23 protein-coding genes and 1 tRNA gene are annotated in these 25,100 nt (G+C 63.1%); 11 read left to right on the forward strand and 13 right to left on the reverse strand.

The features are described 5' to 3' along the window. Positions 1-109: 109 nt before the first annotated feature. The 7 genes from LCM4573_RS05420 to LCM4573_RS05450 form a co-directional block, all read right to left on the reverse strand. Positions 110-589 (reverse strand): low molecular weight phosphatase family protein, encoded by a 480-nt coding sequence (locus LCM4573_RS05420; protein WP_083347325.1) that lies wholly within the window; start codon positions 587-589, stop codon positions 110-112. A 5-nt stretch (positions 590-594) separates the two neighbouring features. Further along, a complete protein-coding gene (locus LCM4573_RS05425) occupies positions 595-1,068 on the reverse strand; it encodes a UPF0262 family protein (protein ID WP_071005250.1) in 474 nt (157 codons plus the stop codon). A 3-nt stretch (positions 1,069-1,071) separates the two neighbouring features. Then, positions 1,072-2,370 (reverse strand): histidinol dehydrogenase, encoded by a 1,299-nt coding sequence (gene hisD / locus LCM4573_RS05430; protein WP_071005251.1) that lies wholly within the window; start codon positions 2,368-2,370, stop codon positions 1,072-1,074. A 45-nt stretch (positions 2,371-2,415) separates the two neighbouring features. After that, positions 2,416-2,847 carry a DUF2948 family protein gene (locus LCM4573_RS05435; protein WP_071005252.1) on the reverse strand — a complete coding sequence of 144 codons (432 nt, stop codon included), beginning with the start codon at positions 2,845-2,847 and terminating at the stop codon, positions 2,416-2,418. Positions 2,848-2,945: 98 nt separating this feature from the next. Further along, the gene (locus LCM4573_RS05440) at positions 2,946-3,788 is read right to left on the reverse strand and encodes an oxidoreductase (protein ID WP_071005253.1); all 843 of its coding nucleotides are present in this window, start codon (positions 3,786-3,788) and stop codon (positions 2,946-2,948) included. A gap of 132 nt (positions 3,789-3,920) precedes the next feature. Next, positions 3,921-5,213 carry a UDP-N-acetylglucosamine 1-carboxyvinyltransferase gene (murA, locus tag LCM4573_RS05445; protein WP_071005254.1) on the reverse strand — a complete coding sequence of 431 codons (1,293 nt, stop codon included), beginning with the start codon at positions 5,211-5,213 and terminating at the stop codon, positions 3,921-3,923. A 149-nt stretch (positions 5,214-5,362) separates the two neighbouring features. Beyond that, on the reverse strand, positions 5,363-5,593 hold the full coding sequence (locus LCM4573_RS05450; protein WP_071005255.1) for a hypothetical protein: 231 nt from the start codon (positions 5,591-5,593) through the stop codon (positions 5,363-5,365). A 158-nt stretch (positions 5,594-5,751) separates the two neighbouring features. Here LCM4573_RS05450 and LCM4573_RS05455 point away from each other — a divergent pair. Further along, positions 5,752-5,826, forward strand: a tRNA-Thr gene (locus LCM4573_RS05455). A 115-nt stretch (positions 5,827-5,941) separates the two neighbouring features. Here the strand turns inward: LCM4573_RS05455 and LCM4573_RS05460 are convergent. Further along, positions 5,942-6,688, reverse strand: coding sequence for an SDR family NAD(P)-dependent oxidoreductase (locus LCM4573_RS05460; RefSeq protein WP_071005256.1), 747 nt, complete (start codon positions 6,686-6,688; stop codon positions 5,942-5,944). Between the two features lie 104 nt (positions 6,689-6,792). On the opposite strand from LCM4573_RS05460, the gene LCM4573_RS05465 reads away from it, so the two are divergent. After that, entirely contained in the window at positions 6,793-7,398 is a 606-nt protein-coding gene (locus LCM4573_RS05465; RefSeq protein ID WP_071005257.1) for a TetR/AcrR family transcriptional regulator, read from the forward strand. A 5-nt stretch (positions 7,399-7,403) separates the two neighbouring features. On the opposite strand, the gene galE is transcribed toward LCM4573_RS05465, so the two are convergent. The 3 genes from galE to mscL all read right to left on the reverse strand — a co-directional run bounded on the left by galE (position 7,404) and on the right by mscL (position 10,282). Next, complete coding sequence (galE, locus tag LCM4573_RS05470; RefSeq protein WP_071005258.1) at positions 7,404-8,438, reverse strand: UDP-glucose 4-epimerase GalE; 1,035 nt, start codon at positions 8,436-8,438, stop codon at positions 7,404-7,406. 146 nt (positions 8,439-8,584) lie between these two features. After that, a complete protein-coding gene (locus tag LCM4573_RS05475; RefSeq protein WP_071005259.1) occupies positions 8,585-9,754 on the reverse strand; it encodes a pyridoxal phosphate-dependent aminotransferase in 1,170 nt (389 codons plus the stop codon). Positions 9,755-9,856: 102 nt separating this feature from the next. Continuing rightward, positions 9,857-10,282, reverse strand: coding sequence for a large conductance mechanosensitive channel protein MscL (gene mscL / locus LCM4573_RS05480; protein WP_071005260.1), 426 nt, complete (start codon positions 10,280-10,282; stop codon positions 9,857-9,859). Positions 10,283-10,466: 184 nt separating this feature from the next. On the opposite strand from mscL, the gene LCM4573_RS05485 reads away from it, so the two are divergent. Further along, a complete protein-coding gene (locus LCM4573_RS05485; protein WP_071005261.1) occupies positions 10,467-13,976 on the forward strand; it encodes a PAS domain-containing hybrid sensor histidine kinase/response regulator in 3,510 nt (1,169 codons plus the stop codon). Positions 13,977-14,174: 198 nt separating this feature from the next. Continuing rightward, complete coding sequence (locus LCM4573_RS05490; protein WP_071005262.1) at positions 14,175-15,404, forward strand: OpgC family protein; 1,230 nt, start codon at positions 14,175-14,177, stop codon at positions 15,402-15,404. 185 nt (positions 15,405-15,589) lie between these two features. On the opposite strand, the gene LCM4573_RS05495 is transcribed toward LCM4573_RS05490, so the two are convergent. Both LCM4573_RS05495 and LCM4573_RS05500 read right to left on the reverse strand, forming a co-directional pair. Next, positions 15,590-17,122: a UxaA family hydrolase gene (locus LCM4573_RS05495; RefSeq protein WP_071005263.1), complete on the reverse strand. Its 1,533-nt coding sequence runs from the start codon at positions 17,120-17,122 to the stop codon at positions 15,590-15,592. Between the two features lie 60 nt (positions 17,123-17,182). Then, complete coding sequence (locus tag LCM4573_RS05500; protein ID WP_071005264.1) at positions 17,183-17,884, reverse strand: FadR/GntR family transcriptional regulator; 702 nt, start codon at positions 17,882-17,884, stop codon at positions 17,183-17,185. A gap of 278 nt (positions 17,885-18,162) precedes the next feature. On the opposite strand from LCM4573_RS05500, the gene LCM4573_RS05505 reads away from it, so the two are divergent. The 7 genes from LCM4573_RS05505 to LCM4573_RS05535 all read left to right on the forward strand — a co-directional run bounded on the left by LCM4573_RS05505 (position 18,163) and on the right by LCM4573_RS05535 (position 25,070). After that, positions 18,163-19,707, forward strand: coding sequence for a sugar ABC transporter ATP-binding protein (locus LCM4573_RS05505; protein ID WP_071005265.1), 1,545 nt, complete (start codon positions 18,163-18,165; stop codon positions 19,705-19,707). An 8-nt stretch (positions 19,708-19,715) separates the two neighbouring features. Then, on the forward strand, positions 19,716-20,744 hold the full coding sequence (locus tag LCM4573_RS05510) for an ABC transporter permease (protein ID WP_046794200.1): 1,029 nt from the start codon (positions 19,716-19,718) through the stop codon (positions 20,742-20,744). A gap of 105 nt (positions 20,745-20,849) precedes the next feature. After that, entirely contained in the window at positions 20,850-21,791 is a 942-nt protein-coding gene (locus LCM4573_RS05515) for an ABC transporter substrate-binding protein (protein ID WP_071005266.1), read from the forward strand. A 63-nt stretch (positions 21,792-21,854) separates the two neighbouring features. Then, positions 21,855-22,868 carry an aldo/keto reductase gene (locus LCM4573_RS05520; protein ID WP_071005506.1) on the forward strand — a complete coding sequence of 338 codons (1,014 nt, stop codon included), beginning with the start codon at positions 21,855-21,857 and terminating at the stop codon, positions 22,866-22,868. A 4-nt stretch (positions 22,869-22,872) separates the two neighbouring features. Then, complete coding sequence (locus tag LCM4573_RS05525) at positions 22,873-23,709, forward strand: amidohydrolase (RefSeq protein WP_071005267.1); 837 nt, start codon at positions 22,873-22,875, stop codon at positions 23,707-23,709. A gap of 12 nt (positions 23,710-23,721) precedes the next feature. Then, entirely contained in the window at positions 23,722-24,729 is a 1,008-nt protein-coding gene (locus LCM4573_RS05530; RefSeq protein ID WP_071005268.1) for a zinc-binding alcohol dehydrogenase family protein, read from the forward strand. An 11-nt stretch (positions 24,730-24,740) separates the two neighbouring features. Further along, positions 24,741-25,070 (forward strand): L-rhamnose mutarotase, encoded by a 330-nt coding sequence (locus LCM4573_RS05535; RefSeq protein WP_071005269.1) that lies wholly within the window; start codon positions 24,741-24,743, stop codon positions 25,068-25,070. Positions 25,071-25,100: the final 30 nt, after the last annotated feature.

The following is a 25,100-nucleotide window of genomic DNA, read 5'->3' on the forward strand; positions in this document are numbered from 1 at the left end:
CTGTGGTTTTGAAATCGGCCGGCGATCACCGAAAGGTGGCTGGCCGGAAATTTGGGCGGAAACTACACAATCATGTCCGCTTTGTGAACTCGCATATTTGCGATTCCGCTCAGGCCGTCTCCGCGGGGTGCCGATGCGCTCCGCCAAGCCGCTCGTCGACGAGGCGCCAGAGGTGGTCGCGCACCTCCCGGTAGGCCTCCAGCATCTGCTCGCGGCTGCCTGTCGCCGCCGTCGGGTCCATGGTCGGCCAGTAGACGACATCGACGGCGCTGGAACGCGTCAGCTCCAGCGCCGCATGATGGGCTTCCGGTGTCAGCGTCACGATGAGATCGAAGAAATCGTCCTCGAGCTCTTCCAGAGTCTGCGGGTGATGACGGCCGAGCGAAAGGCCGATCTCCTCCAGCACGACATCCACGAAGGCGTCGCGCTCGCCGGATCTAACCCCTGCGGAGCGCACATAGATATCGGGTGGAAGGATCCGTTTTGCAATGACCTCCGCCATCGGCGAACGGATGACGTTCCAGCCGCACAGGAAGAGGATGGCGCCCGGCCTGCCGCTTGTCACTTGCGGGGCGGGAAACTCCTCCACGGCCSCTACCCCCGCCAATAGAGCACGCAGACCAGCGTGAAGAGGCGCCGCGCGGTGTCGAAATCGATGCGGATCTTGCCCTCGAGCCTGTCCATCAGGGTCCGGGAGCCTTCGTTGTGGATGCCGCGCCGGCCCATGTCGATCGCCTCGATGCGGCTCGGGGTCGCCGAGCGGATCGCTTCGTAATAGCTCTCACAGATCATGAAATAGTCCTTGATGATCCGCCGGAAGGGGGTCAGCGAGAGGATATGGGTGGCGACGTCCTCATCCGCCTGCGTGGTGATGCCGAACATCAGCTTGGAATCCACCAGCGAAAGCTTCAGCCGGTAGGGGCCGCCGGAATGGCCGATCGGCTCGAAGGAGTTTTCCTCGACGAGGTCGAAAATGGCAACCGCCCGCTCATGCTCCACATCGGGGGTGGAACGCCCGATGGAATCGTCCAGGACGACCTCGCAGAGACGGAAGTCCGGCCGGCCCATCCGTCAACTCCCGTCGTTCAGCCGGATCGCCACGGAACGTGCATGGGCATCAAGCCCTTCGGAATGGGCAAGCGTGATCGCCGCCGGCGCAAGCTGGCGAAGCTGCTCGGGCCCCAGCCGGAGGATGGAGGTGCGCTTGACGAAATCGAGYACCGAAAGGCCGGAGGAGAACCTGGCCGAGCGGGCGGTCGGCAGCACGTGGTTCGAACCGCCCACATAATCGCCGATCACTTCGGGCGTATGCCGGCCGATGAAGATCGCACCCGCGTTGCGGATGCCCGGCATCAGCGCATCGGGATCTGCCACGGCAAGCTCCAGGTGCTCGGCGGCGATGCGGTTGGCGAGCGGCAGCGCGGCCTTCAGCTCCGGCACGAGGATGACGGCCCCGAAATCCCGCCAGCTCGCGGCCGCCGTCTCGGAGCGCGAAAGCGTTTTCAACTGCCGCTCGACCGCCGCTTCCACGGCTCTGCCGAATTCCRCATCGTCGGTCACGAGGATCGATTGCGCGCCGGCATCATGCTCGGCCTGGGCGAGAAGATCGGCGGCGATCCAATCCGGATCATTTTCCTTGTCCGCGATCACCAGCACTTCGGACGGCCCCGCGATCATGTCGATGCCGACCGTGCCGAAAACCTGACGCTTGGCGGCCGCGACATAGGCATTGCCCGGACCGACGATCTTGGCGACCGGCGCGATAGTTTCGGTGCCATAGGCAAGGGCTGCAACGGCCTGCGCCCCGCCGATGCGGTAGATTTCAGTGACGCCGGCGATCCGGGCTGCCGCCAGCACGGCCGGATTGATACGACCACCGCCGGCCGGCACGACCATGACGACGCGCGGCACGCCGGCGACCCGTGCCGGCACGGCGTTCATCAGCACCGAGCTCGGATAGCTCGCCGTGCCGCCCGGCACGTAGAGCCCGACGGCCTCGATCGCCGTCCAGCGCGAACCGAGGCCGACACCGATCGCATCCTCATAGATATCGTCCTTCGGCATCTGCCGGGCGTGGTGCTTCTCGATGCGCTCGGCGGCGAACTTCAAGGCATCCAGCACCTTCTGGTCCGTCTCGGCCACGGCGGCATCGATCTCCGCATCGCCGACGCGAATGCCGGCATTGCCGAGGTCCATGCCGTCAAATCGGACCGTATAATCGATCAGCGCCTGATCGCCGCGCGCCCGCACATCATCGATGATGGCCCGCACCACGGCGTTCACATCTTCCGAAACCTCGCGCTTCGTCGAAAGAAAAGCGGAAAACCGCGCCTCGAAGTCTTCCGCTACCTGCTCCAGCCAGATCGCCAAGGAGATAATCCTTCCAGTTCGAAAACCTTGATGCCCGCCGGGTCCTTAAGGGTGACGCGGCCTCGAGGCCGTTTCCCATGCGCCGCCGATATCTGCAAGCGCTACTTCGAGACATTCGACATCGAGAGCGATCGTGGCGGTGCCCGCCAGGACCAGTTCCACCGTGCCTTCCGGCCCCTCTCCCTTCTGAACGAAGCGGATGGCGAGAAGGGAAAGCACCTCGTCCCTCTTCTTCGGATCGATGCCCGTCGAGCGTACGGCTTCCACACGCTTGAAAACGAGCGCGGCGCGGCGGCGCTCGTAAGTCTTGCGCCGGGTCCCGGCGTTTTCCCAGACGAAACGGTTGGCCTCGAACGAGAACAGCCGGCTTGCCGGCGACCAGTGCACGTCGCCCACCTTGAAGACGCTGTCCTGCATATGGGCGGAAATGATCTCCAGGTCGTCCTTGTCCAGGGCCAGCAGCTTCAGCTCGGTCATCGTCTCGCTTTCCAGTGATGGCGCTTGTCCCGCGCCGAAAGATTACATGCTGGAAATAGGATGCCGACGGTCAAGAAGCAACAACCGGTTGTTTCCGCTCAACTCGGAAAATCGGCGGAAATGCTGGTTTCCTTCCACGCCTCGATCTGCGCGAGCCTCTCCTTCAGCTTCTGCGTGACGCCATTATAGGCGATCGCGCCGAGCACGAGATGGCGGGGCGGGTTCTCCGCCTGCGCCGCCGCAATGATCGCTTCGCCGGCGCGAACCGGATCGCCGGCTTGTTTACCGCTGATTTCGGCGGTGGATTTCAGCCGGGCGCCGGCGGTTTCGGCATATTCGGCGATCCTGTTGGGCGTCTGCCTCAGCGACCGGCCGGCCCAATCGGTGCGGAACGGCCCCGGCTCCACGCAGGTCACCTTGATGCCGATCGGCGCACCCTCGGCGGAAAGCGCATCGGAAAAGCCTTCGACAGCGTGCTTGCTTGCCGCGTAGTAGCCGGAGCCGGCAAAGCCGATAAAGCCTGCCTGCGAAGTGATGTTGATGACGTGACCGCGCCGGCGCATGCGCATGCCCGGCAGCACGGCGCGGGTCATGGCGAACAGGCCGAAGACATTGGCGTCGAACTGGGCGCGGATCTCATCCTCCTCGCCCTCCTCGAGCGCCGCCTGATAACCATAGCCGGCATTGTTCACCAGCACGTCGATACGGCCGAACTTCTCCTCGGCCGCCTTGACCGCCGCGGCGATCCCGCCGGCATCCGTGACGTCGAGATCGAGCGCCAGCGCATTTTCCCGGCCTTCGGCGAGATCGGCGACGCGGCTTTTGTCGCGCGCGGTCACCACCGTCGGCCAGCCTCTGGCGATCGTGAGCTTCGCCAGCTCACGGCCGAAGCCGGTGGAGCAGCCGGTGATGAACCAGACGGGTGCGGAAACGTCAGTCATGGGAGATTCTCCGTACGAAGGGCGGATCGGGATTGGGAATGGCAGGTGAGACATGGGGAAGATAGGAATGCAAAAAAGGACGGCAAGGCATCGCCTCGCCGTCCTTCGATTTTAAACTTACCTTGGGAAAGGTCAGTCGCTGACGCGCTCGACGACCGCGCCGCAACGGGTGAGCTTCTCTTCCAGGCGCTCGAAACCGCGATCGAGATGGTAGACGCGGTTGACCATGGTTTCGCCTTCCGCGGCAAGGCCGGCGATCACCAGCGATACGGAGGCGCGGAGATCCGTCGCCATGACGGGAGCGCCCTTCAGCCGCGCGACACCCTCGACGCGGGCCGTCTGGCCCGAAAGCGAGATCTTCGCACCGAGGCGGGCAAGCTCCTGCACGTGCATGAAGCGGTTCTCGAAGATCGTTTCCGTGATGTTGGAAACGCCGGAAGAACGGGTCATCAGCGCCATGAACTGCGCCTGCAGGTCCGTCGGGAAGCCCGGGAAAGGCTCGGTGGTGATATCGACCGGCTGGATGCCGTTGCCGTTGCGCACCACGCGAAGGCCGCTTTCCGTCTCGGTGATATGGGCGCCGGCCTGGCGCAGGGTATCGAGCGCGCTGTCGAGGAGTATGGCGTTGGTGCCCTCAAGCGTCACGTCGCCGCCGGCCATCGCGACAGCCATGGYATAGGTGCCGGTCTCGATGCGATCGGGCAGCACGCGGTGGCGCGCGCCGGAAAGCGAAGGTACGCCCTCGATGGTGATCGTGCTCGTGCCGGCGCCTTCGATCTTCGCTCCCATGGAGGTGAGGCAGCGGGCGAGATCGACCACTTCCGGCTCGCGGGCGGCGTTTTCGATCACCGTCGTGCCCTTGGCGAGCGTCGCCGCCATCAGCAGAACATGCGTGGCGCCGACCGACACCTTCGGGAACTTGTAGCGCCCGCCGATGAGGCCACCCTTGGGAGCGGTGGCGTTCACATAGCCGCCGTCGATCTCGATCTCGGCGCCGAGCGCCTGCAGGCCTTCAAGGAAGAGATCGACCGGACGCGTGCCGATGGCGCAGCCGCCGGGCAGCGAAACGCGCGCCCTGCCCTCGCGGGCAAGCAGCGGACCGATCACCCAGAAGCTTGCGCGCATCTTCGAGACCAGCGCATAGGGCGCGGTCGTATCGGCGATGGTGCGGCAGGTGAAGTGGATCGTGCGGGCATAGCTGCCGCTCTGGTTCTCGCGGCGGCCGTTGACCGTGAAATCGACGCCGTGATTGCCGAGGATGCGCAGAAGCAGCTCAACATCGGCAAGATGCGGCACGTTTTCGAGGGTGAGCGTATCGCTCGTCAGAAGCGAGGCGATCATCAAGGGCAGCGCCGCGTTCTTGGCACCCGAGATCGGGATGGTGCCGTTCAATTGGTTGCCGCCGGTAATTCTGATGCGATCCATGGGGGTTCAACGGGCGGGGCCCGCCTCTCTTTCTTGTCGAGCGCGAAAGGAAAGGGCGTCCTTAGACGAATTCCCGCGCGGCATCAATCTTTGATGATCCAGGTTAACAGGAGGTTTGAATGGGCAGTTCTGATGGTGGCCGGCATTGGTCAGGATGATTCGTCCGTTTTTGCGGCAGGAAGCCCGTTTACCATATCGGCCTCGCCGRCACGCCGCGCCCGGGCCTGCCCCTTGCGCCGCTGGAGGTTTTCCCGAAGCTTTGCGGAAGCGCGCGCCTTGCGGGCCTGCTCGCGTTCCTCCGCCGCGCGCCGCCGCGCTTCCCGATCGCCGGAATGACCCCCCTCAGCCTCGGAAATCTTCGTCTCGTCGTCTTTCACCATGCTCCTTTCCTTAGCGAAAAAACCGGATTTCCGAAAGCGCCTCGCGGCTTTTCCCGCGCATTGGCAAAATAACTTCCAATTTGCGGCTTGCGCTCTCCGCCAAGCTATGGCAATAGCCCCCTCGCCTGACGACACGCCCCGATCCGGGCGAGGCCGAAGCTGCTATAGCTCAGGGGTAGAGCACTCCCTTGGTAAGGGAGAGGCCGAGAGTTCAAATCTCTCTAGCAGCACCATTCTTTCCTCCTCCCCTCTTTGATGCTCTCTACAGCAAGCCCTCCGGCTGCGGGACCATTGGGTCTTGCCGTAGAAAAATACACGGCCGCGCGAGGCGGCCGTGGTTTGGTCCAGTCAGGCGTTTGCGCCGCCGTCGATGGTCAGTGAGGCGCCCGAGACGAATTTTCCTTCCGGCCCCGCCAGCCATGCGACCAGGCCTGCAATATCCTCCGGCTCGCCGAAGCTGCCGGTCGCGATACGCTCCCGCTGCGGTTCGGAATGATCGCCGTTTATGGGGTTCATGTCGGTGTTCGTCGAACCGGGGTGAACGACGTTGACGGTGATGCCGCGCGGGCCGAGGTCCCGCGCCAGCCCCTTCGTCAGGCCGATCAGCGCGGCCTTGCTCGCCGAATAGAGGCTGATGCCCGGCCACGGCACCAGTTCGGCCAGATTGCTGCCGATCGAGATGATCCGCCCGCCTTCGCCGAGGTGGCCCGCCGCCGCGCGAACGGCCACGAAAGGCGCACGCAGGTTAACGGACATCACCTCGTCGAAATCCGAAACGCTCGTTTCTGCAAGCGGCGCGGCATGCCAGATGCCGGCGCTGTTCACCAGAATATCCAGCTTGCCGAAGGTCCCGACCGTCTTGCTGACCGCCTGTTCGATAGCTTCCGCCTGGCGGTTGTCCGCCCGGATCGCAAGCGCGCGGCCACCCGCCTTCTCGATCTCGCGAACCACCTGTTCCGCCTTGTCCGCGGCATTCACATAGGTCAGCGCCACCGCAGCACCCTCGGCCGCAAGCTTTTTGGCGATGGCCGCGCCGATGCCCCGGCTGCCGCCGGTCACGAGGGCAACCTTGCCGTCCAATTTGATCGAGGTCATGCAAAACTCCTTTTTTTGTATCAAACGATACATAATTAACTGCCGTGCTTGCCAGATCGCGTCAAGAGATTTATTTATCGCTCATTACAAAAAGAGTTGGAGCCATGTCCGAAAGAGGCCGTCCCCGCAGTTTCGACCGCACCGCCGCGCTGGAGCGTGCGATGCAGGTATTCTGGGAGAAGGGATATGAGGGCTCATCTCTCGCCGATCTCACCTCCGCCATGGGCATCAATCCGCCCAGCCTCTATGCCGCATTCGGGTGCAAGGAAGCGCTCTATCTGGAGGTGATGGAGCTCTATAGCCGCACCATCGGCACGGAAATCTGGTCCGCCCTGGAGACAGTTCCAAACGTAAAGGAAGCCATTGGCAGCTTCCTGCTTGCGACCGCCAGAGCCTATTCGCAGCCGGACCAGCCGCACGGATGTCTGATCGCGCTCGGCGGCCTCCATTCCGGCGAGGTGACGAAGCCGATCTGCGATGCGCTTTGCCGCCATCGGGCCGACAATATCGTGAAACTGCGCCAGCGGCTGGAGCGCGCCGTGGCGGAGGGGGAGTTGCCGGCTTCGATCGACGTAGAAGCGATCGCGACCTTCTATGCGACGGTACAGAACGGGATGTCGATCCTTGCCCGGGATGGCGGAGACCACAGGGCGCTGAAGCATGTGGCCGATGGCGCCACGGCGGCCTTCGATGCCCTGACCGGCGGATGATCCGGTCAGAACCTTGCCGAGGCGAGCCGGTTCTGGAGCGTCCTGAGGTCTTYGGCCTTCTTCGCCGCTAGTCCCCTCTCCCAGGCGATCGCGGTTTCGACGATGAAATCGAGATCGTCGTGACGCGGCGTCCAGTCGAGCAGGCGGCGGGCCAGGGTGGAATTCGCCACCACGCTCGCCGCATCGCCCGGACGGCGCGGCCCGTAGCGGATTTCGAACTTGYGGCCCGCGCCCTTCATCACCGCTTCCAGCACTTCCAGCACGGAATAGCCGCGGCCGTAGCCGCAATTGACGACCAGCGGCTCGCCGCCGCGCCTGAGATAGCTCAGCGCCTTCAGATGCGCGTTCACGAGGTCGGCCACGTGGATATAGTCGCGGATGCCGGTGCCGTCCGGCGTCGGATAATCCGTGCCGTAGACATCCACGCCGCGACGCTTGCCCAGCGCCGCTTCGCAGGCGATCTTGAGGAGATGGGTGGCGCCTTCCGTGGAAAGCCCCGTGCGGCCGAGCGGATCTGCGCCCGCCACGTTGAAGTAGCGTAGCGCCACGAAGCGGAAATCATGGGCGGCGGCCGCATCGCGCAGCATCAGCTCCGACATCAGTTTCGACTGGCCGTAAGGGTTCTTGGGAAGAAGCGGCGCGCTTTCCAAGACCGGCGCATCGTCCTTCTGGTCGCCATAGACGGCGGCGGTCGAGGAGAAGACGAAATGGCGGATACCGGCCTCGACGGCGGCGGCTGCCAGAAGCCGGGTATTGCCGGTATTGTTCTCATAATAGTCGAGCGGCTGGGCGACCGATTGCGGCACGACGATGGAGCCCGCGAAATGCAGGATCGCATCGATCCCGTTCTCCGAAAATATCCGGTTCAGGACCTCATGATCGCCGACATCGCCGAGATAGAAGCGCGCTTCCGCGGGCACCGCCCAGCGAAAGCCGGTGGAGAGCCGGTCGAGCACGACCACTTCCTCGCCGGCATCCAGCAATGCCCAGGCCATGTGACTGCCGATGTAACCCGCGCCTCCGGTAACCAGAACCGCCATTTCGATGCTTCCCCGCCTCTTGTCGTCGAGGCATCGAAGCATGCGGCCCGTGCAGCAATGATTACTCGGGCGGGTGCCGCTCAACTATATCTGAAGGCAGGGCTAACCGCCGATTTCCCGAACTGTTCGGATTTTAGCGATCCGCCTCAAAGCTTCAGGATATAGTCGCGGAGCCGGCCGGCGGCCTCTTCCACCTGGCGCGGATCGCGCAGGAAGCAGGCGCGCAGGAAGAGTTCGCCTCCCTTGCCGAAAGCCGAGCCCGGCGCCAGCACCACGCCCGTCTTGTCGATGATATCGAGCGCGGTTCGGCGGCTGTCCGTCACGCCGTCCACCTTGAGGAAGGCATAGAGCGCGCCATCGGGTTTCAGCGTCTCGACCCGGTTGGTGGCGATCAGCGCATCGCAGAGGATGTCGCGCGAGCGGGTCGCCCGCTCGATATTGCCGCGCACGAAATCGTCGCCCTGATCGAGCGCCACCACCGCGCCGCGCTGCATGAACTGCGCCACGCCCGAATTGGAATATTGAATGAGATTTTCGATTACCTGGCCGAGTTCGGGCGGAGCGACGATCCAGCCGACGCGCCAGCCGGTCATGGACCAGTTCTTGGAGAAGGAGTTGGCGAAGAGAATGCGGTCTCCCTCCTCCATGATATCCATGAAGGAAGGCGCGCGCGGCGCATCGCCATAGTAGTAGAGAGCATAGATCTCGTCGGCGATGATCCAGAGGCCATGCCTGCGGGCGAGCGCCAGGATATTCGCGAGATCTTCCCTCGTGGCCGTCCAGCCGGTCGGGTTGGAGGGCGTATTGATGAACAGCGCCCTGGTGCGCGGCGTTATGAGCGCCTCGAGCTTCGCGAGATCAAGCGACCAGCCCCCGTCCTTGAAGTCGAGCGGCAGGCCGACGGCGCTCGCTCCGGAAATCTCCACGGCGGAAACGATGTTCGGCCAGGCGGGCGAGAGATAGATCAGCTCGTCGCCCGGCGAGGTAACCGCCTGCACGCATAGCATGATCGCATGCATGCCCGATCCGGTGACATAGAAATGCTCGACCGGCAGCGAAACGGAGAAGTGGCGGGCGTAATAGCGCGAAAACGCCTCGCGGAGTTCCGGAATGCCGCGCTGCCAGGTGTAGAAGGTCTCGCCCGCCAGCAGCGCATCGCTTGCGGCGCGGTTGACGAAGTCGGGGCTCGGCAGATCGCCCTCGCCCGCCCAGAGCGGGATCAGCCCTTCCCGGCCGCGGGCATAGGTGATGACCTCGACAATGCCGCTTTCGGGCGCTGCGAGGGCACGGGGGCTGAGGCTGCTGACGATCGACATGAGAATCCCTTCGAGGTTTTCATGTCTTTTAGCGCAGCCGCCTCACGAATTCCCATGAGAATCCGTGAGGCCAATATTGATATATGTGATCATTCCACCCGATCAGCGGGTTTTCAGAAGATCGCGGATTTCAGTGAGGAGCTGAATGTCGGCCGGCGGCGGAGCCTCCGGTTCCGGCTTCTTCTCTTCCATCGCGCGCAGCTTGTTCACCGCCTTGACCATCAGGAAGATGATCCAGGCGAGGATGAGGAAATTGATGAGAACCGTTATGAAGCTGCCATAGGCGAAAACGGCACCCTGCTCGCGTGCCGCGGCAAGGCTCGGTGCGGTCACGTTGCCCGAGAGCGCCAGAAAGTAATTGGAGAAATCGAAACCGCCGCCCGTGATAGCACCGACGATCGGCATCACGATATCGTTCACCAGTGAATTGACGATACCGGTGAAAGCCCCGCCGATGATGATACCGACCGCGAGATCGATGACATTGCCCTTGGCGATGAATGACCTGAATTCGCTGATGACCGACATGCTTGCCCCTTCCTGGATGGTAAAAAGTTCCAAGTCGCAACATAACGCAGTTGTGCGCGGTTGAAAGGCCGCAACCGCACTAAAAACCGGATGTTATAGGACTTTTTACCAAGAAGGCGCCGATTTCCAAGCCTTCGATTTTCCCTTAGAGTCCTCCCGTCAGCCTTTTCTTGGCGGAGGAACCATGCTTCCAGGCTGGGTTATCCTGGTGTCGGCATTCGCCTATATCCTGCTGCTTTTCGCGGTGGCGAGCTATGGCGATGGGCGGAGCCGTCGGCTCGGCGTGCCGGCGAACGGCCGGCCGGTGGTCTATGCGCTCAGCATTGCGATCTACTGCACCTCCTGGACCTATTTCGGCGGCGTGGGCCTTGCTTCCCAGCGGGGTCTCGAATTCCTCGGCATCTATATCGGGCCGATCCTCGCCTTCACGCTCGGCATGCCGCTCATTCGCCGGATCGTGGAACTCGCGAAGGCGGAGAAACTGACTTCGGTGGCGGATTTCGTGGCCGCCCGCTACGGCAAGAACTCGACCGTGGCGATGATCGTCTCCGTCATCGCGCTGGTCGGGGCGATCCCATACATCGCCCTGCAATTGAAGGCGGTATCGAGTTCCGTTGCCGTCATGGTCGATCCGTCCGATTACGGCATCGGCAGCGGCAACCTCTATTTCCTCGATCTGGCGCTCATCATCACGCTGCTGATGGCCTGTTTCGCAGTGATGTTCGGCACCCGCCATACGGATGCGACCGAGCACCAGGACGGGCTGATCCTGGCCGTCGCGATGGAATCCGTCGTCAAGCTGCTCGCCTTCGCAACCGTCGGATATTCGGTCGTCTTCGTCTTTTTCGACGGCCCGGCCGACCTCTTCGCCAAGGCATCGGAAAACCTACTCGTCACCTCCGCACTTTCCTACGAGACGCCGCTCAGCCGCTGGGCGGTGCTGATCGTGCTGTCGGCCTTCGCGATCATCATGCTGCCGCGGCAGTTCCATGTGACGGTGGTGGAGAACCGCACGCCGCAGGAGCGGAAGGTCGCGGGCCTGCTTCTGCCGCTCTACCTCATCRCCATCAATCTCTTCGTGCTGCCGGCCGCGATCGCCGGTCTCATCACCTTCGGCGGCGTGGGAGACGCGGACCTTTACGTGCTGACCCTGCCGCTTGCGGGCGAGCTGCCGGTCGTCACGCTCATCACCTTCATCGGCGGTGTTTCGGCCGCCACCGCCATGGTGATCGTCGAATCGGTGGCACTCTCGATCATGGTCTCCAACGACATCGTGATGCCCGTCTTCCTTCGTCATAAGCTGATGCGGCGTTCCGGGCATCGCGAGGACTTCGCCAAGGTGCTTTTGCGCATCCGGCGCACCGCCATCTTCGTGGTACTGATCCTCGGCTACGGCTATTATCGCGGCGCCGACAGCCAGTCGGGGCTCGCCTCGATCGGGCTACTCGCCTTTGCCGCGATCGCCCAGATCGCGCCGGCGCTGATCGGCGGCCTTTTCTGGCGCAGGGCCAATGCGCGCGGCGCCATCCTCGGCATGTCCTTCGGCTTCTTCGTCTGGGCCTATCTGCTTTTCGTGCCGAGCCTCGGCGGACCGGATAATTCCCCCATCGCCGCCGCCGTGCTGGCCTTCCTCTTCCCCGGAAGCTCGATCTTCTCGGGACCGGAAACCGATCCCTTCGTCAACGTCACGCTCTTCAGCCTGATGCTGAATACGCTTGCCTTCGTGGTCGGCTCGCTATCCCGCAATCCCCGGCCGGTGGAGCGCATCCAGGCCGGCATTTTCGTGAAGCGCCACGCCCGCTCGCAATTCGCCACGCGCGGCTGGAAGACCCGCGTCAGCGTCGGCGACCTGAAAGCCGCGATCGCCCGTTATCTCGGCGAGGAGCGTATGCGGCGTTCCTTCGCCAATTACGAAAGCACCGCCGGTCGCCGTCTGGAAGACGACCAGCCCGCCGACATGGCGCTCGTCCACTTTTCCGAACAGCTCCTCGGCAGCGCGATCGGCTCGTCGTCCGCCAGGCTCGTCCTCTCGCTGATCCTGCAAAAGGCGGAGGATACCAATGCCGATACGGCCTGGCTGCTGGACCAGGCGAGCGAGGCCCTGCAATACAATCAGGACATGCTGCAGACTGCGCTTTCGCAGATGGACCAGGGAATCGCCGTCTTCGACAGYGCCCACCGGCTGACGATCTGGAACCGCCGCTTCCGCAACCTCCTCGACCTGCCGGAACAGGTGGGGCAGGTCGGTTTTCCGCTCTCCGATATCGTCTCCATCCTTTCCGAGCGCGGGGATATCCCCTCGGACGATCAGGCGGAGGTCGTCCGCCATTTCCAGACTCTCGATGCGCCTTTCGCACTGGTGCTTTCCGGTGGCGAGCGGATCATCGAGGTACGGTCGAACGCCATGCCTGACAAGGGGATTGTCGCGACCTTCACCGACATTACAGAGCGCGTCGCGGCCGACCGGGCATTGAAGCAGGCCAACGAAACGCTCGAGCAGCGCGTGGAGGAGCRCACAGCCGAACTCACCCGCGTCAATCGCGAGCTGGGAGAAGCGCGCGCATCGGCGGAGGAGGCCAATATCGGCAAGACACGCTTCTTCGCCGCCGCCGGCCACGACATTCTGCAGCCGCTGAACGCCGCCCGGCTCTATTCGTCGGCACTCGTGGAAAGGCTCGGCGCTTCGGAGAACAGCCCGCTCGTGCGAAACATCGATTCTTCGCTCGAATCGGTCGAAACCATCCTCGGCGCCGTGCTGGACATTTCCCGGCTCGACACCGGCGCCATGAAGCCGCGTTTCACCTCCGTGCCGCTCGACGACCTCATGAAGCGGATAGAGACAGATTTTTCTCCCATGGCGCGCGAGAAGAAGCTGAAATTCACCGTCGTGCCGAGTTCGGTTAAGGTTCGCTCGGATGCCAACCTTCTGCGCCGTCTCATCCAGAACCTCGTCTCCAATGCGATCAAATACACGATCGACGGCAAGGTTCTGATCGGAGCCAGGCGGCGCGGCGACCATGTCATGATCGAGGTGCTCGATTCGGGCATCGGCATACCGCCCTCCAAGTTCCGCACCGTCTTCAAGGAGTTCGCCCGGCTGGACGAAGGCGCGAAAACGGCATCGGGCCTCGGGCTCGGGCTTTCGATCGTCGACCGCATTTCCCGTGTCCTGAACCATCCGGTGCAGCTTTCTTCCAACCCCGGCAAGGGCACGATCTTCCGCGTGCGGGTGCCGGTCGATCTCGCCGCCCCCAAGATGGTTCGCAGCGCGGAAGTGGCGGGAGGCAGGAGCCGTTCGCAGCCGCTCAACGGGCTTCGCGTGCTCTGCATCGACAATGAGCCGAGGATACTCGAAGGCATGGCGCTGCTCGTCTCGGGCTGGGGCTGCACCGTCGGCCAGGCCGAATCGCTTGCGGCCATCGACCAGATCGCAGCCCGGCGAGAACCGCCGCCGGAGGTCATCATCGCCGATTATCACCTGGATGACGGCGACGGCATCGAGGCCATCCTTATGCTCCGCTCGCTTTACCGCGCGGAAATCCCCGCGCTCGTCATCACAGCCGACAGAACGCCGGAGGTGCGGGCAGAGGCGGAAAAGCACGATATCGGGGTTCAGCACAAGCCGGTTCGTCCGGCGGCACTTCGCGCCTACCTCACGCAGGTCGCGAGCGTCAAACGGGTTGCGGCGGAATAACGCAGTCCACAGGCTCGCCTGCCCTGTTCATCCCACAGTCATCACGTACTGTTTACGACCGATATTGCCTAAACCGTCGTAAGGCGGAACCCTCCCGGTTTCGTGACGTTTAGGCGCGTAACCCTGGCCCACAGAGGCCTTACGAACCGAGCGGCGCTCCCAAGCCTTCGGTACGGCAAAAATGGAGACCGCGAAACGATGAAGCGCTTTGATATTATTGATGGTATGCGAGGCTACTTCCTCGTTTTCATGTTGATAAACCATCTCGTCTTCGCCGGCGGCTACTGGCTGGTGAGCATCAATCACAACCAGCTTGCCTTCGTGGAGGATGCCCAGGGCTTCGTCTTCCTGTCCGGCCTGCTGATCGGCATGGTCTACGCCAAGAAAATGGCGAAGAACGGCTATGCCATGGGCAAGCAGCTGATCTATGCGCGCGCCTTCGAACTCTATCGCTATGCGATGGGCATCGTGATCGCCGTCATGGTGGCGCAGATGTTCCTGCCCGGCGCCTATACGATCTGGTTCAACTGGCTCGGCTATACGACCTTCGACGATCCGCTGCGGCTCGCCGCGATCGCGACCTTCCTGTTCCAACCGACCTTCATGGACATCCTGCCGCAATACGTCATCTACATGCTGTTTGCGCCGATGCTGGTGAAGCTCGTGCTCGAGGACAAATGGGCCTATGTGCTCGCCGGCTCGATCATCGTCTGGATGGCGGGGCAGCTCGGGCTGCAGCAGGTCGTCACCGGCCCACTGAATCAGCTCGTCATGGGCGCGGACGACCAGGRCATTCGCGTGTCGTTCAACCTGCTCGGCTGGCAGATCGTCTTCTATTCGGCCCTCGTGCTGGGTGCGATGACCGCGACCGGCAAGATCGACTGGAAGAAGATCCTGACGCCCGAAAACACCTTCATCCCAAAGATGGCGCTGCTGATCGTGCTGTTCTTCCTACCGCTGCGCATCATCACGGCGCATAACCTGATGCCCGGCTTCATGGTCGGCAAGTTCGCCACGATGGAAATCCGTGCCGATTTCGGTCCGGTCTATCTCTTGAACTTCGCCGCCGTGGCAGCGCTCGTCACCTGGCTTCTGGTCGCCGGCCCGAAGCATCCGAGCAACTGGGTGCAGAAAGTGGCCGCGGCGATCACCTGGGTCTTCTCGATCCGGTTCCTGCAGCTTCTCGGCCGCCATTCGCTCTATGTCTATGTCTGGCACGTGGCGATCGTCTATGYGGTCTATTATTTCGATGGCCGCTCGCCGGAACTCAGCCAGGTGACCAAGACAGCCATCGCCCTGGTCGGCGTCGCACTTCTCGCGCTGCCCGCGCTCTGGCGAGAACGCGACAAGCTCTTCGRCATCGGCGTCCAGCAGCCGGCCGAGGCGCGCGCGGAACACGCCAAGCCGCAGCAGATGGTCATCAGGTAAGGTGACTTTGCAGATCGAACGCAAATTCTCAGGGCGACGACTCAGGCCGCCGCTCTTAAAATTTCCAAAGCTAAAGACCTTCTGGACGTTATGCTCTTGCTCGACGTCATCCTCGTCCTCGGGTTAAACCCGAGGACGAGGATGACGTCAATCGAGAGACTTTTCCGCAATCCAGCAGCGTGACCTCACGTCACCGCACCGACCTGCCACGGCACGAATTCGTTGTCGCCATAGTCGTAGATCTCGCTCAGCGTCTTCTTACCCGAAGCCACCGCGATCACATCCTCGAATATCCGCGTCCCCGACTGTTCGATCGTCTCCTCGCCGGTGACGATGCCGCCGCAGTTGATGTCCATGTCCTCCTTCATGTGCTCGTACATTTCGGAGTTGGTGGCGATCTTGATGCAAGGGGCCGGCTTGAAGCCCGAGACGGAGCCGCGGCCGGTGGTGAAACAGATGACGTTGCAGCCGCCCGCCACCTGCCCGGTCACCGCGACCGGATCATAGCCGGGCGTGTCCATGAAGACGAAGCCGGGCTCCGTCACCGTTTCGGCGAACTCGTAGACCGCCTTCAGCGGCATGGAACCTCCCTTGGCGACCGCGCCCAGCGACTTTTCGAGGATCGTGGTCAGCCCGCCGAGCTTGTTGCCGTGCGAGGGGTTGTTGTTCAGCTCGTCGCCGTTGCGGGCGGTATAGTCCCGCCACCATTCGATCCGCTGCAGAAGCTTCTGCGCCACTTCCGGCGTCACGGCGCGGCGCGTCAGAAGGTGCTCGGCCCCGTAGATTTCCGGGGTTTCGGAAAGAACCGTCGTGCCGCCGTGACGGACGATGAGATCGGAAGCGTATCCAAGCGCCGGATTGGCGGAAATGCCGGAATAGCCATCCGAGCCGCCGCATTCGAGCGCCAGCTTGAGCTTGGAGAGAGGCTGCGGAGTGCGCTTTGCGGCATTCACCGCCGGCAGCATTTCCTTGATGATTTCGATCGCCGCGTCGATCGTCTTCTTCGTGCCGCCATATTGCTGGATGGTCATGGTGCGAAGGCGGTCGCCCTCCTCCATCCGGTAATGCTCGAGGATCGGCGCGATCTGGTTGGTCTCGCAGCCGAGCCCGATCATCAGGATGCCGCCGAAATTCGGATGCCGCGCATAGCCCTGGATGGTGCGGATCAGCAGCCTGTAGCCTTCCGACTTGTTGTTGAGCRCGCAGCCGCCGCCATGCGTCAGCGCCACGACGCCATCGACATTGCCGAAGCCTTCCAGCCCGCCCATCCGGTTGAAGTAGTCGGCGATGTAGCGCGAGACGGTGGCGGAACAGTTCACCGAGGAAATGATGCCGATATAGTTGCGCGTGCCGGCGCCGCCGATGCCGCGATCGTATCCCATGAAGGTGCGCCGCTCGCTTTCCGGCAGCATGCCCTTTTCCTCGATATCGACGCTGAACTGGTGCTCATGCTCGGAGGGCAGCATGGCGAGGTTGTGCAGATGCACATGGCTGCCCGGTTCGATATCCTGCGTGGCAAGGCCAATCACCTGCCCGTATTTCTTCACCTCATGACCGGACGGGATGCGCTTGATCGCCACCTTGTGGCCGCGGCCGATCAGCTCGCGCGCGGTGAGGTCGCCGTAGCCGACCGGCTGGCCCGGCTGCACGGAGCGGCGCACGACACCGACGTCGTCGGCTGCGTTGAGAATGATGATCGGCGATGTCATTACGTCCATGTTCGCTCCCTCCTCCCCGGAGGATTTTTTGTCTGTCGCTTCGAAATGCGCGCTGAGAATTCAACGCGGCTCGTTTTCCATCCAGCGGCGCTTCGATTCCTCCAGATGCGCATGCATCATCGCCTGGGCGAGAAGCGGATCGTGCGCCTCCAGCGCCGCATAGATCGCCTCATGCTCCTCCAGCGCCCGATGCCAGGTGTCCGGCGTCTCGAAACGCGTCCTGATCTGCGCCGAGATCGGGCTGTGCCGCTCGTCGAACAGATCCCCGACGATATGCGCCAGCACCGAATTGCCGCTCTGGGTGGCGACCGTCAGATGGAAGAGCCGGTCCTGATCGAGCGGCTTGCGGCCCGCCTCGATCTCGACGCGCATGGTATCGAGGATCTGGCGAAGCGACTTCAGCCCCTCGGGCGTGACCCTCGCCGCTGCAGCCAAAATCACGGCTCCCTCGACGGCCGCGCGCGCCTCCATCAGCTCCACCGGGCTTTCGCCCATGGAGCCGGTCTGCCAGGTGCGGCGCTCGGGCTCGGCCGTCACGTAGATGCCCGATCCCATGCGGATTTCGACGCTGCCGTCGATTTCGAGCGCGATCAGCGCCTCGCGCAGCGAAGGCCTCGAAACGCCGAGTTGCTGGGCAAGCTCGCGCTCCGCCGGCAGCCGCGCCCCGGCCGGAAAATGCCCGCCATTGATGAGCGTGCGGATCTGGTCCGCGATCTGCTGATACAGCCTTCGCGGCTCCGCCGCCTTGATCGATCCGTTCATCTTTTTGCCGCGCTGGATAACGTGGCCTTACCATAGCCATTGTGTCGGGCGAGAGCAAGGATGAAAACATATGGTTGATTTACAAGGATATTTATCCAGATACCCAACCATCTGAGGTCTGCGCCGCAGCACTCACCCTCCTCTCTAAGATAATTGGCTTGACCAGTTCAGTCATCGGGTTTAACCAATAGGCAAAAGCCGGCGGGTGGAGCTAGTCCGGCTGTTCAAGGCCATAGCCGCACGGGAGGGAGTTCATGGGAGGATCAGCCGGTCACGGCATGCACGCGCCAGCCCATTCGCCTGCGCCCAGCCACGGCGCAACAGGCGAGCCGCTGCTGAGGCTCGACGGCATTACCAAGGAATTTCCGGGCGTGCGCGCGCTTTCCGACGTGCATTTCGACCTGCGGCGCGGCGAGGTGCATGCGGTCTGCGGCGAAAACGGCGCCGGCAAGTCGACCCTGATGAAAATCATCAGCGGCGTCTATCAGGCCAATGCAGGCAGGATCGTCTACAAGGGCGAGGAACGCAGCTTCTCCTCACCGCTGGAATCGGAAGCCGCCGGCATCGCCATCATCCATCAGGAACTGAACCTCGTTCCGCATCTCTCGGTCGCGGAAAACATCTATCTCGCCCGCGAGCCAAGGCGGGGCTTCCTCGTCGACCGCAAGAAGCTGAAGGCCGATGCGAAGCGCTGTCTCGACAGGCTCGAGGTCGATATCGATCCCGATGCGCCGGTCCGCAGCCTTTCCGTCGCCCAGTGCCAGATGGTGGAGATCGCCAAGGCGCTCTCGCTCGATGCCGAAGTGCTCATCATGGACGAGCCGACGTCCTCGCTCACCGAGCAGGAAACTCGGCTGCTCTTCAAGGTCATCCGCGATCTGAAAGCCGCCGGCGTCGGCATCGTCTACATCTCCCACCGGCTGGACGAGATGGCGGAAATCGTCGATCGCGTTACGGTGCTGCGTGACGGCCGCTATATCGCGACGGACGACTTTGCCGCCACGACAGTGGACGCCATCGTCGCGCGCATGGTCGGCCGCTCGCTCGAAGACAAATTTCCGGACCGTACCTCCACGCCCTCCGAGGACGTCATCTTCAAGGCGGAGGGGCTCAGCCGCGCCGGGCTGTTCCGCGATGTTTCCTTCACGCTCCGCCGTGGCGAGATCCTCGGTTTTGCCGGGTTGATGGGTGCAGGCCGCACGGAAGTCGCCCGCGCTATCTTCGGCGCCGATCCGCTCGATACCGGGACGGTGACCCTGCATGGCGAGACGCTTTCGATCAGTTCGCCGCGCGATGCGATCGCCGCCGGCATCGCCTATCTCTCCGAGGACCGCAAGGCGCAAGGCCTGGCGGTGAAGATGCCGGTCGACGCCAATATGACGCTCGCCAACATGGACGAGGTCTCGAACGGTTTCGGCCTCATCGATTTCGCCAAGCACGAGAAGGTCACGAAGGATTATGTGAACCTTCTCAACATCCGCACGCCCTCGATCAAGCAGCCGGTGCGGCTGCTTTCCGGCGGCAACCAGCAGAAGATCATCATCGGCAAGTGGCTGTTCCGCAAATCCAGGGTGCTGTTCTTCGACGAACCCACCCGCGGCATCGACGTGGGCGCCAAATTCGCGATCTACAAGATCATGGACGAGCTCGCGGCCGAAGGCATCGGCGTCGTCCTCATCAGTTCTGAATTGCCGGAAATCCTCGGGATGACCGACCGGGTGGCGGTTTTTCATAACGGGCGCATCACCGGCATTCTCGAGACCCGCAAGACCGACCAGGAAGAAATCATGCGATACGCGTCCGGCTACGCGCGTTCGAATTGAGGCAGAGCATGGCTGAGATTACCGAAACTCCGAAGCAGAAGAGCGTTTCGCTGAACGACCGGCAGAAGGACATCATCCAGAAGTTTGCCGCGCTCGGCAGCCTTTTCGTGCTGATCGCCGTCTTCTCGTTCACGAGCAGCGCCTTCTTCACCGTCAACAACGGCATGACGGTGGCTCTGCAAGTCACCTCGATCGCCCTTCTCGGCATCGGCGCCACCTGCGTCATCATTACCGGCGGCATCGATCTTTCCGTGGGCTCGGTGCTGGCGCTTTCCGGCGTGGTCGCCGCGCTCGCCGTCAAGGAATGGAGCATGCCGGTTCCCGTCGGCATGCTGCTCGGCATCCTGACAGGCTCGCTCTGCGGATGGATCAACGGCTTCGTCGTCACCCGGCTGAAACTGCCGCCCTTCATCGCCACCCTCGGCATGATGCTGATCGCCCGCGGCGTGGCGCTCGAAATCACCGGCGCCCGTGCCGTCTCCGGCCTCGGGGAGTCCTTCGGCGTGCTCGGCAACGGCTCTTTCCTGCGCATCGTCAACATCGGCGACGACGGCTTTCCGACCGTAGTATTCCCCGGCATCCCCTACCCGGTCATCCTGATGGTGGTGATCGCGATCGCCGTCTCCTTCATGCTGAACCGTTCCGTGCTYGGCCGGCACATCTATGCGGTCGGCTCGAATGCCGATGCCGCGCGCCTTTCCGGCGTCAATGTCAGCCGGGTGGTCAGCTTCACCTATATCCTGTCGGGCACGCTGGCGGGTCTCACGGGCTGCGTGCTGATGTCACGCCTCGTCACCGCCCAGCCGAACGAAGGCGTGATGTACGAGCTCGACGCGATCGCCAGCGCCGTCATCGGCGGTACCTCGCTGATCGGCGGCGTCGGCACGATTTCCGGCACGGCGATCGGCGCCTTCGTCATCGGCATTCTTCGAAACGGCCTCAACATGAACGGCGTCTCCGCCTTCACACAGCAGATCATCATCGGTCTCGTCATCCTGGTCACCGTCTGGATCGACCAGCTGCGCAACCGCCGGTGAAGAGAGGGCAACGCGGACCTTTTTCCGCGGCATACAGAAAGAGTGACAGGGAGTGAGGAGCTCCCGAAAACCGGCCGGTCAGGCCAATCGAAGCAGGAGGAAGAAATGAAGAAACTTGCAGCCGCGCTGCTGACATCCGCGATCGCCTTTGCCGCGATCCCGGCTCAGGCCGGCGAAATCGCCGTCATCGTCAAGACCGTGAATTCCACCTTCTGGCAGAACGTCCAGAAGGGAGCCGATGCCGCCATGAAGGAGGCCGGCGGCTCGGATACGATGACCTTCCAGGGACCGGCCGCCGAATCCGCGATCGCCGACCAGGTGAACATGGTCGAAAATGCCGTCAACCGCGGTGTTTCCGGCATCGTGCTCGCCCCGTCCGATCCGGATGCTCTCGTCCCGGCCGTGAAGAAGGCATGGGAAGCCCGCATTCCGGTCGTCATCATCGACTCCATGCTGGCCGAAGGCTCCGAGCAGTATTACCAGTCGTTCCTCGCCACCGATAACAAGAAAGCCGGCGAGCTCGCGGCCCAGGCGCTGATCGAAAAAGTCGGCACCGAAGGCAAGATCGCCGTCATGTCCTACGTGGCGGGTGCCGGTTCCGAAATCGGCCGCGTCGGCGGCTTCACGGACTACATCAAGGCCAATTCGAAGCTCGAGATCGTCGGCCCGTTCTACTCGCAGTCCCAGATGGCGACCGCGCTCAACCAGACGACCGACGTTCTGGCTGCCAATTCCGACCTCAAGGGCATCTTCGGTGCCAATGAGCCGACCGCGATCGGCATGGGCCGCGCGCTGAAACAGTCCGGCAAGGCCGGCCAGGTGGTCGCGATCGGCTTCGACGGCAACCAGGACCTTCAGGAATTCGTCAAGGACGGCACGCTGGCCGGCATCGCAGTCCAGGGCTCGTTCCAGATGGGCGAACTCGGCATCCAGACCGTCAAGAAGGTCATGAACAAGGAAAAAGTCGAGAAGTTCGTCGATACCGGCGTGGTCGTCGTCACCAAGGACAATATCGACAAGCCGGAAGCCAAGAACGTCCTTTACTGATCCTCCCAGCTGGGCACGCGTCGCGAATGGCGCGTGCCCCTTTTCAATCCCAAGGATTTGCAGATGAACGTCGCCGAAAAACGCGCCCTGCCCCGCCGCCCGGTCGAAGTCACCCTCATGGGCCTCGGCTGCGCGCAGATGGGAAACCTCTATCGCAAGACGAGCTATGAGGAGTCTGCCGGCGCGTTCAAGGCGTCCTGGGATGCCGGCATCCGCTATTTCGACACCGCGCCCTTCTATGGCTTCACGCGCTCGGAACGGCGGCTCGGCACCATGCTGACAGACCTGCCGCGCGAGAGCTACACGCTCAGCACCAAGGTCGGCCGGGTGATGACGCCGGACGAGACGGTCGGCCCCGAGGAGGACGGCTATGTCGAGCCGCTGCCGTTCCGGCCGGTCTACGACTACAGCCATGACGGCATCATGCGCTCCTTCGAGGCGAGCCAGCAGCGCCTCGGCATTTTGAAACCGGATATCCTCTATATCCATGATATCGGTCGGATGACCCATGGCGACCGCCACGAGCACTACTGGGACCAGTTGACGGCGGGCGGCGGCTTCCGCGCGCTCGGCAAGCTGCGCGATGAGGGTTCGGCGAAGGCCATCGGCCTCGGCGTCAACGAATGGGAGATCATCCGCGACGCTATGCAGGTCTTCGACATCGACGTCTCGATGCTCGCCGGCCGCTATACGCTGCTCGAGCAGCAGAGCCTCGCCTTCATGGACGACTGCGCCGAAAAGGGCGTGGCGATCGTCGTGGCGGGCCCCTTCAATTCCGGCATTCTCGCCGGCAACAAGAAGTTCAACTATGCCGACGCGCCGGCCGAAATGATCGCCCGCGTCGATGCGCTGCACGCGGCCTGCGAGGCGGAAGGCGTCAGCATGCAGGCAGCCGCCCTGCAATTCCCGCTCGCCCATCCCGCCGTCGTCACCGTGGTTTCCGGCGCCCGCACCGCCGAGCAGATCAAGTCGAATGTCGACTGGTTCTCCGAAACCATTCCAGCCTCCTTCTGGACACGGCTCAAGGAACGCGGGCTGATCGCGGAAGGCGCGCCGGTTCCGGGCGACGGAGCCTGACCTCATGCGGATCGACGCGCACCAGCATTTCTGGCGGATCGCCGACCGGGTGGGCCAATGGCCGCCGGCGGAGCTTGCCGCCATCCATCGCGATTTCATGCCGGAGGATCTCGAACCGATCCTTGCCGAGGCAAAAGTCGATGGAACCGTGCTGGTGCAGACCATGGAGAATGAAGCCGATACGGCCTTCATGCTCGAGCTTGCCGATCGCCATCCCTTCATCCTCGGCGTCGTCGGCTGGACGGACCTCAAGGCAGCCGGCGCACCGGCCAATATCGCCCGGCTGGCGCGGCATCCGAAGCTGAAAGGTTTCCGGCCGATGCTGCAGGACATAGCCGAGGATGGCTGGATCGACGATCCGTCACTTGATCCGGCCATCGCCGCCATGCTCGATCATGGGCTGGTCTTCGATGCGCTGGTGCTGCCCCGCCACCTTGCGCTCCTATTGTCCTTTGCCCGGCGTCATCCGGAGCTTCCGATCGTGATCGACCACGGCGCCAAGCCGCTGATCGCGGAGGGCCTCTTTGTCGACTGGCATTCGCGGATGAAGGCGCTCGCGGCGCTGCCGAACATTCGCTGCAAGCTCTCCGGCCTTTTGACCGAAGCCGGAGACCAGAAGCCGCAGGCGATCCGGCCCTATGCCGAAACCATCCTCGATCTCTTCGGCCCGGATCGGGTGATCTGGGGCAGCGACTGGCCGGTGCTCCGGCTCGCCGGCGATTACCAGAGCTGGCTCGCGCAATGCCTCGATATCGTGCCGGCCGAACATCACGACGCCGTCTTCGGCGGCAATGCCAAATCCTTTTATCGGCTGGGCGCCTCCCACCCATCCGCTTCCTGACAGGTTGAAATCATGCTGACCATCATCTGCGATTCCCCCGGCAAGCTTTCCGCCATCGACCGCCCGAAACCGGCTCGCGGCGACGGCGAAGTTCTGGTCAAACTCCGCCGGATCGGCGTCTGCGGCACCGATCTCCACATCTTCACCGGCAACCAGCCCTATCTCTCCTATCCTCGGGTGATGGGCCACGAGCTCGCCGCAACCGTCGAGGAAGCGCCGGCCGGCAGCCGCCTCAAGGCGGGCGACACGGTTTCGATCATTCCCTACATCTCCTGCGGCCGTTGCAGCGCCTGCCTCAAGGGCAAGACCAATTGCTGCCGCAATATCGGCGTGCTCGGCGTCCACCGCGATGGCGGCATGACGGAATATCTCTCCCTGCCCGAGCAGTTCGTGCTGAAGGCGGAAGGCCTATCCGTCGATCAGGCCGCTATGGTGGAATTCCTGGCGATCGGCGCCCATGCGGTCGCCCGCGCCGGGGTCGAGCCGGGCCAGAAGGTGCTGATCGTCGGCGCCGGCCCGATCGGCATGGCGGTGGCGATCTTCGCACGCCTCAACGGCGGCGAGGTGACGCTCATCGATGGCCGCGCCGACCGGCTGGAATTCGGCAAGACGCATCTCGGCGCGGCGCATGCCGTGCAGCTCGGCTCCGGCGATGTGGAGGAGCTTTCCGAGATCACCAACGGCGATTTCTTCGACGTGGTGTTCGATGCGACCGGCAATCCGAAGGCCATCGAGCGCGGCTTCTCGCTCGTCGGCCATGGCGGCACCTATGTGCTGGTCTCGATCGTCGCGAGCGACATCACATTCTCCGATCCCGAATTCCACAAGCGGGAAACGACCCTGCTCGGCAGCCGCAACGCGACACCCGCCGATTTCGAGCGGGTGATGGAGGCGATGCGCGCCGGCGAGGTGCCCGAGGCGCTGATCACCCACCGCATGAAGCTTGCCGACGTGCCGGAGCGCTTCGCGGGCCTTACCGATCCCGCCGCCGGCGTCGTCAAGGCGCTGGTGGAAGTCTGAGGAGACGAGCGATGCAGCGCATGGGCATGGTGATCGGCGTGCGGCCGGACATGATCGCCGAATACAAGCGGCTGCACGCCGCCGTCTGGCCGGAGGTGCTCGACCTCATCAGCCGCGCCAACATCAAGAACTACACGATCTTCCTGCGTGAGCCGGAAAACCTGCTCTTCGGCACCTGGGAATATCACGGCACGGATTTCGAGGCCGACATGGCGAAGATCGCCGCCGATCCGAAAAATCAGGAATGGTGGTCCTTCACCATCCCCTGCCAAAAGCCGCTGGAAAGCCGTAAGGAAGGGGAATGGTGGGCGATGATGGAAGAGGTCTTCCATCACGACTGACCGCCGGACCGACTGGACAAGATCGAGGAT

This window comes from Rhizobium sp. LCM 4573, from assembly GCF_001854865.1.
Lineage (GTDB): Bacteria > Pseudomonadota > Alphaproteobacteria > Rhizobiales > Rhizobiaceae > Neorhizobium.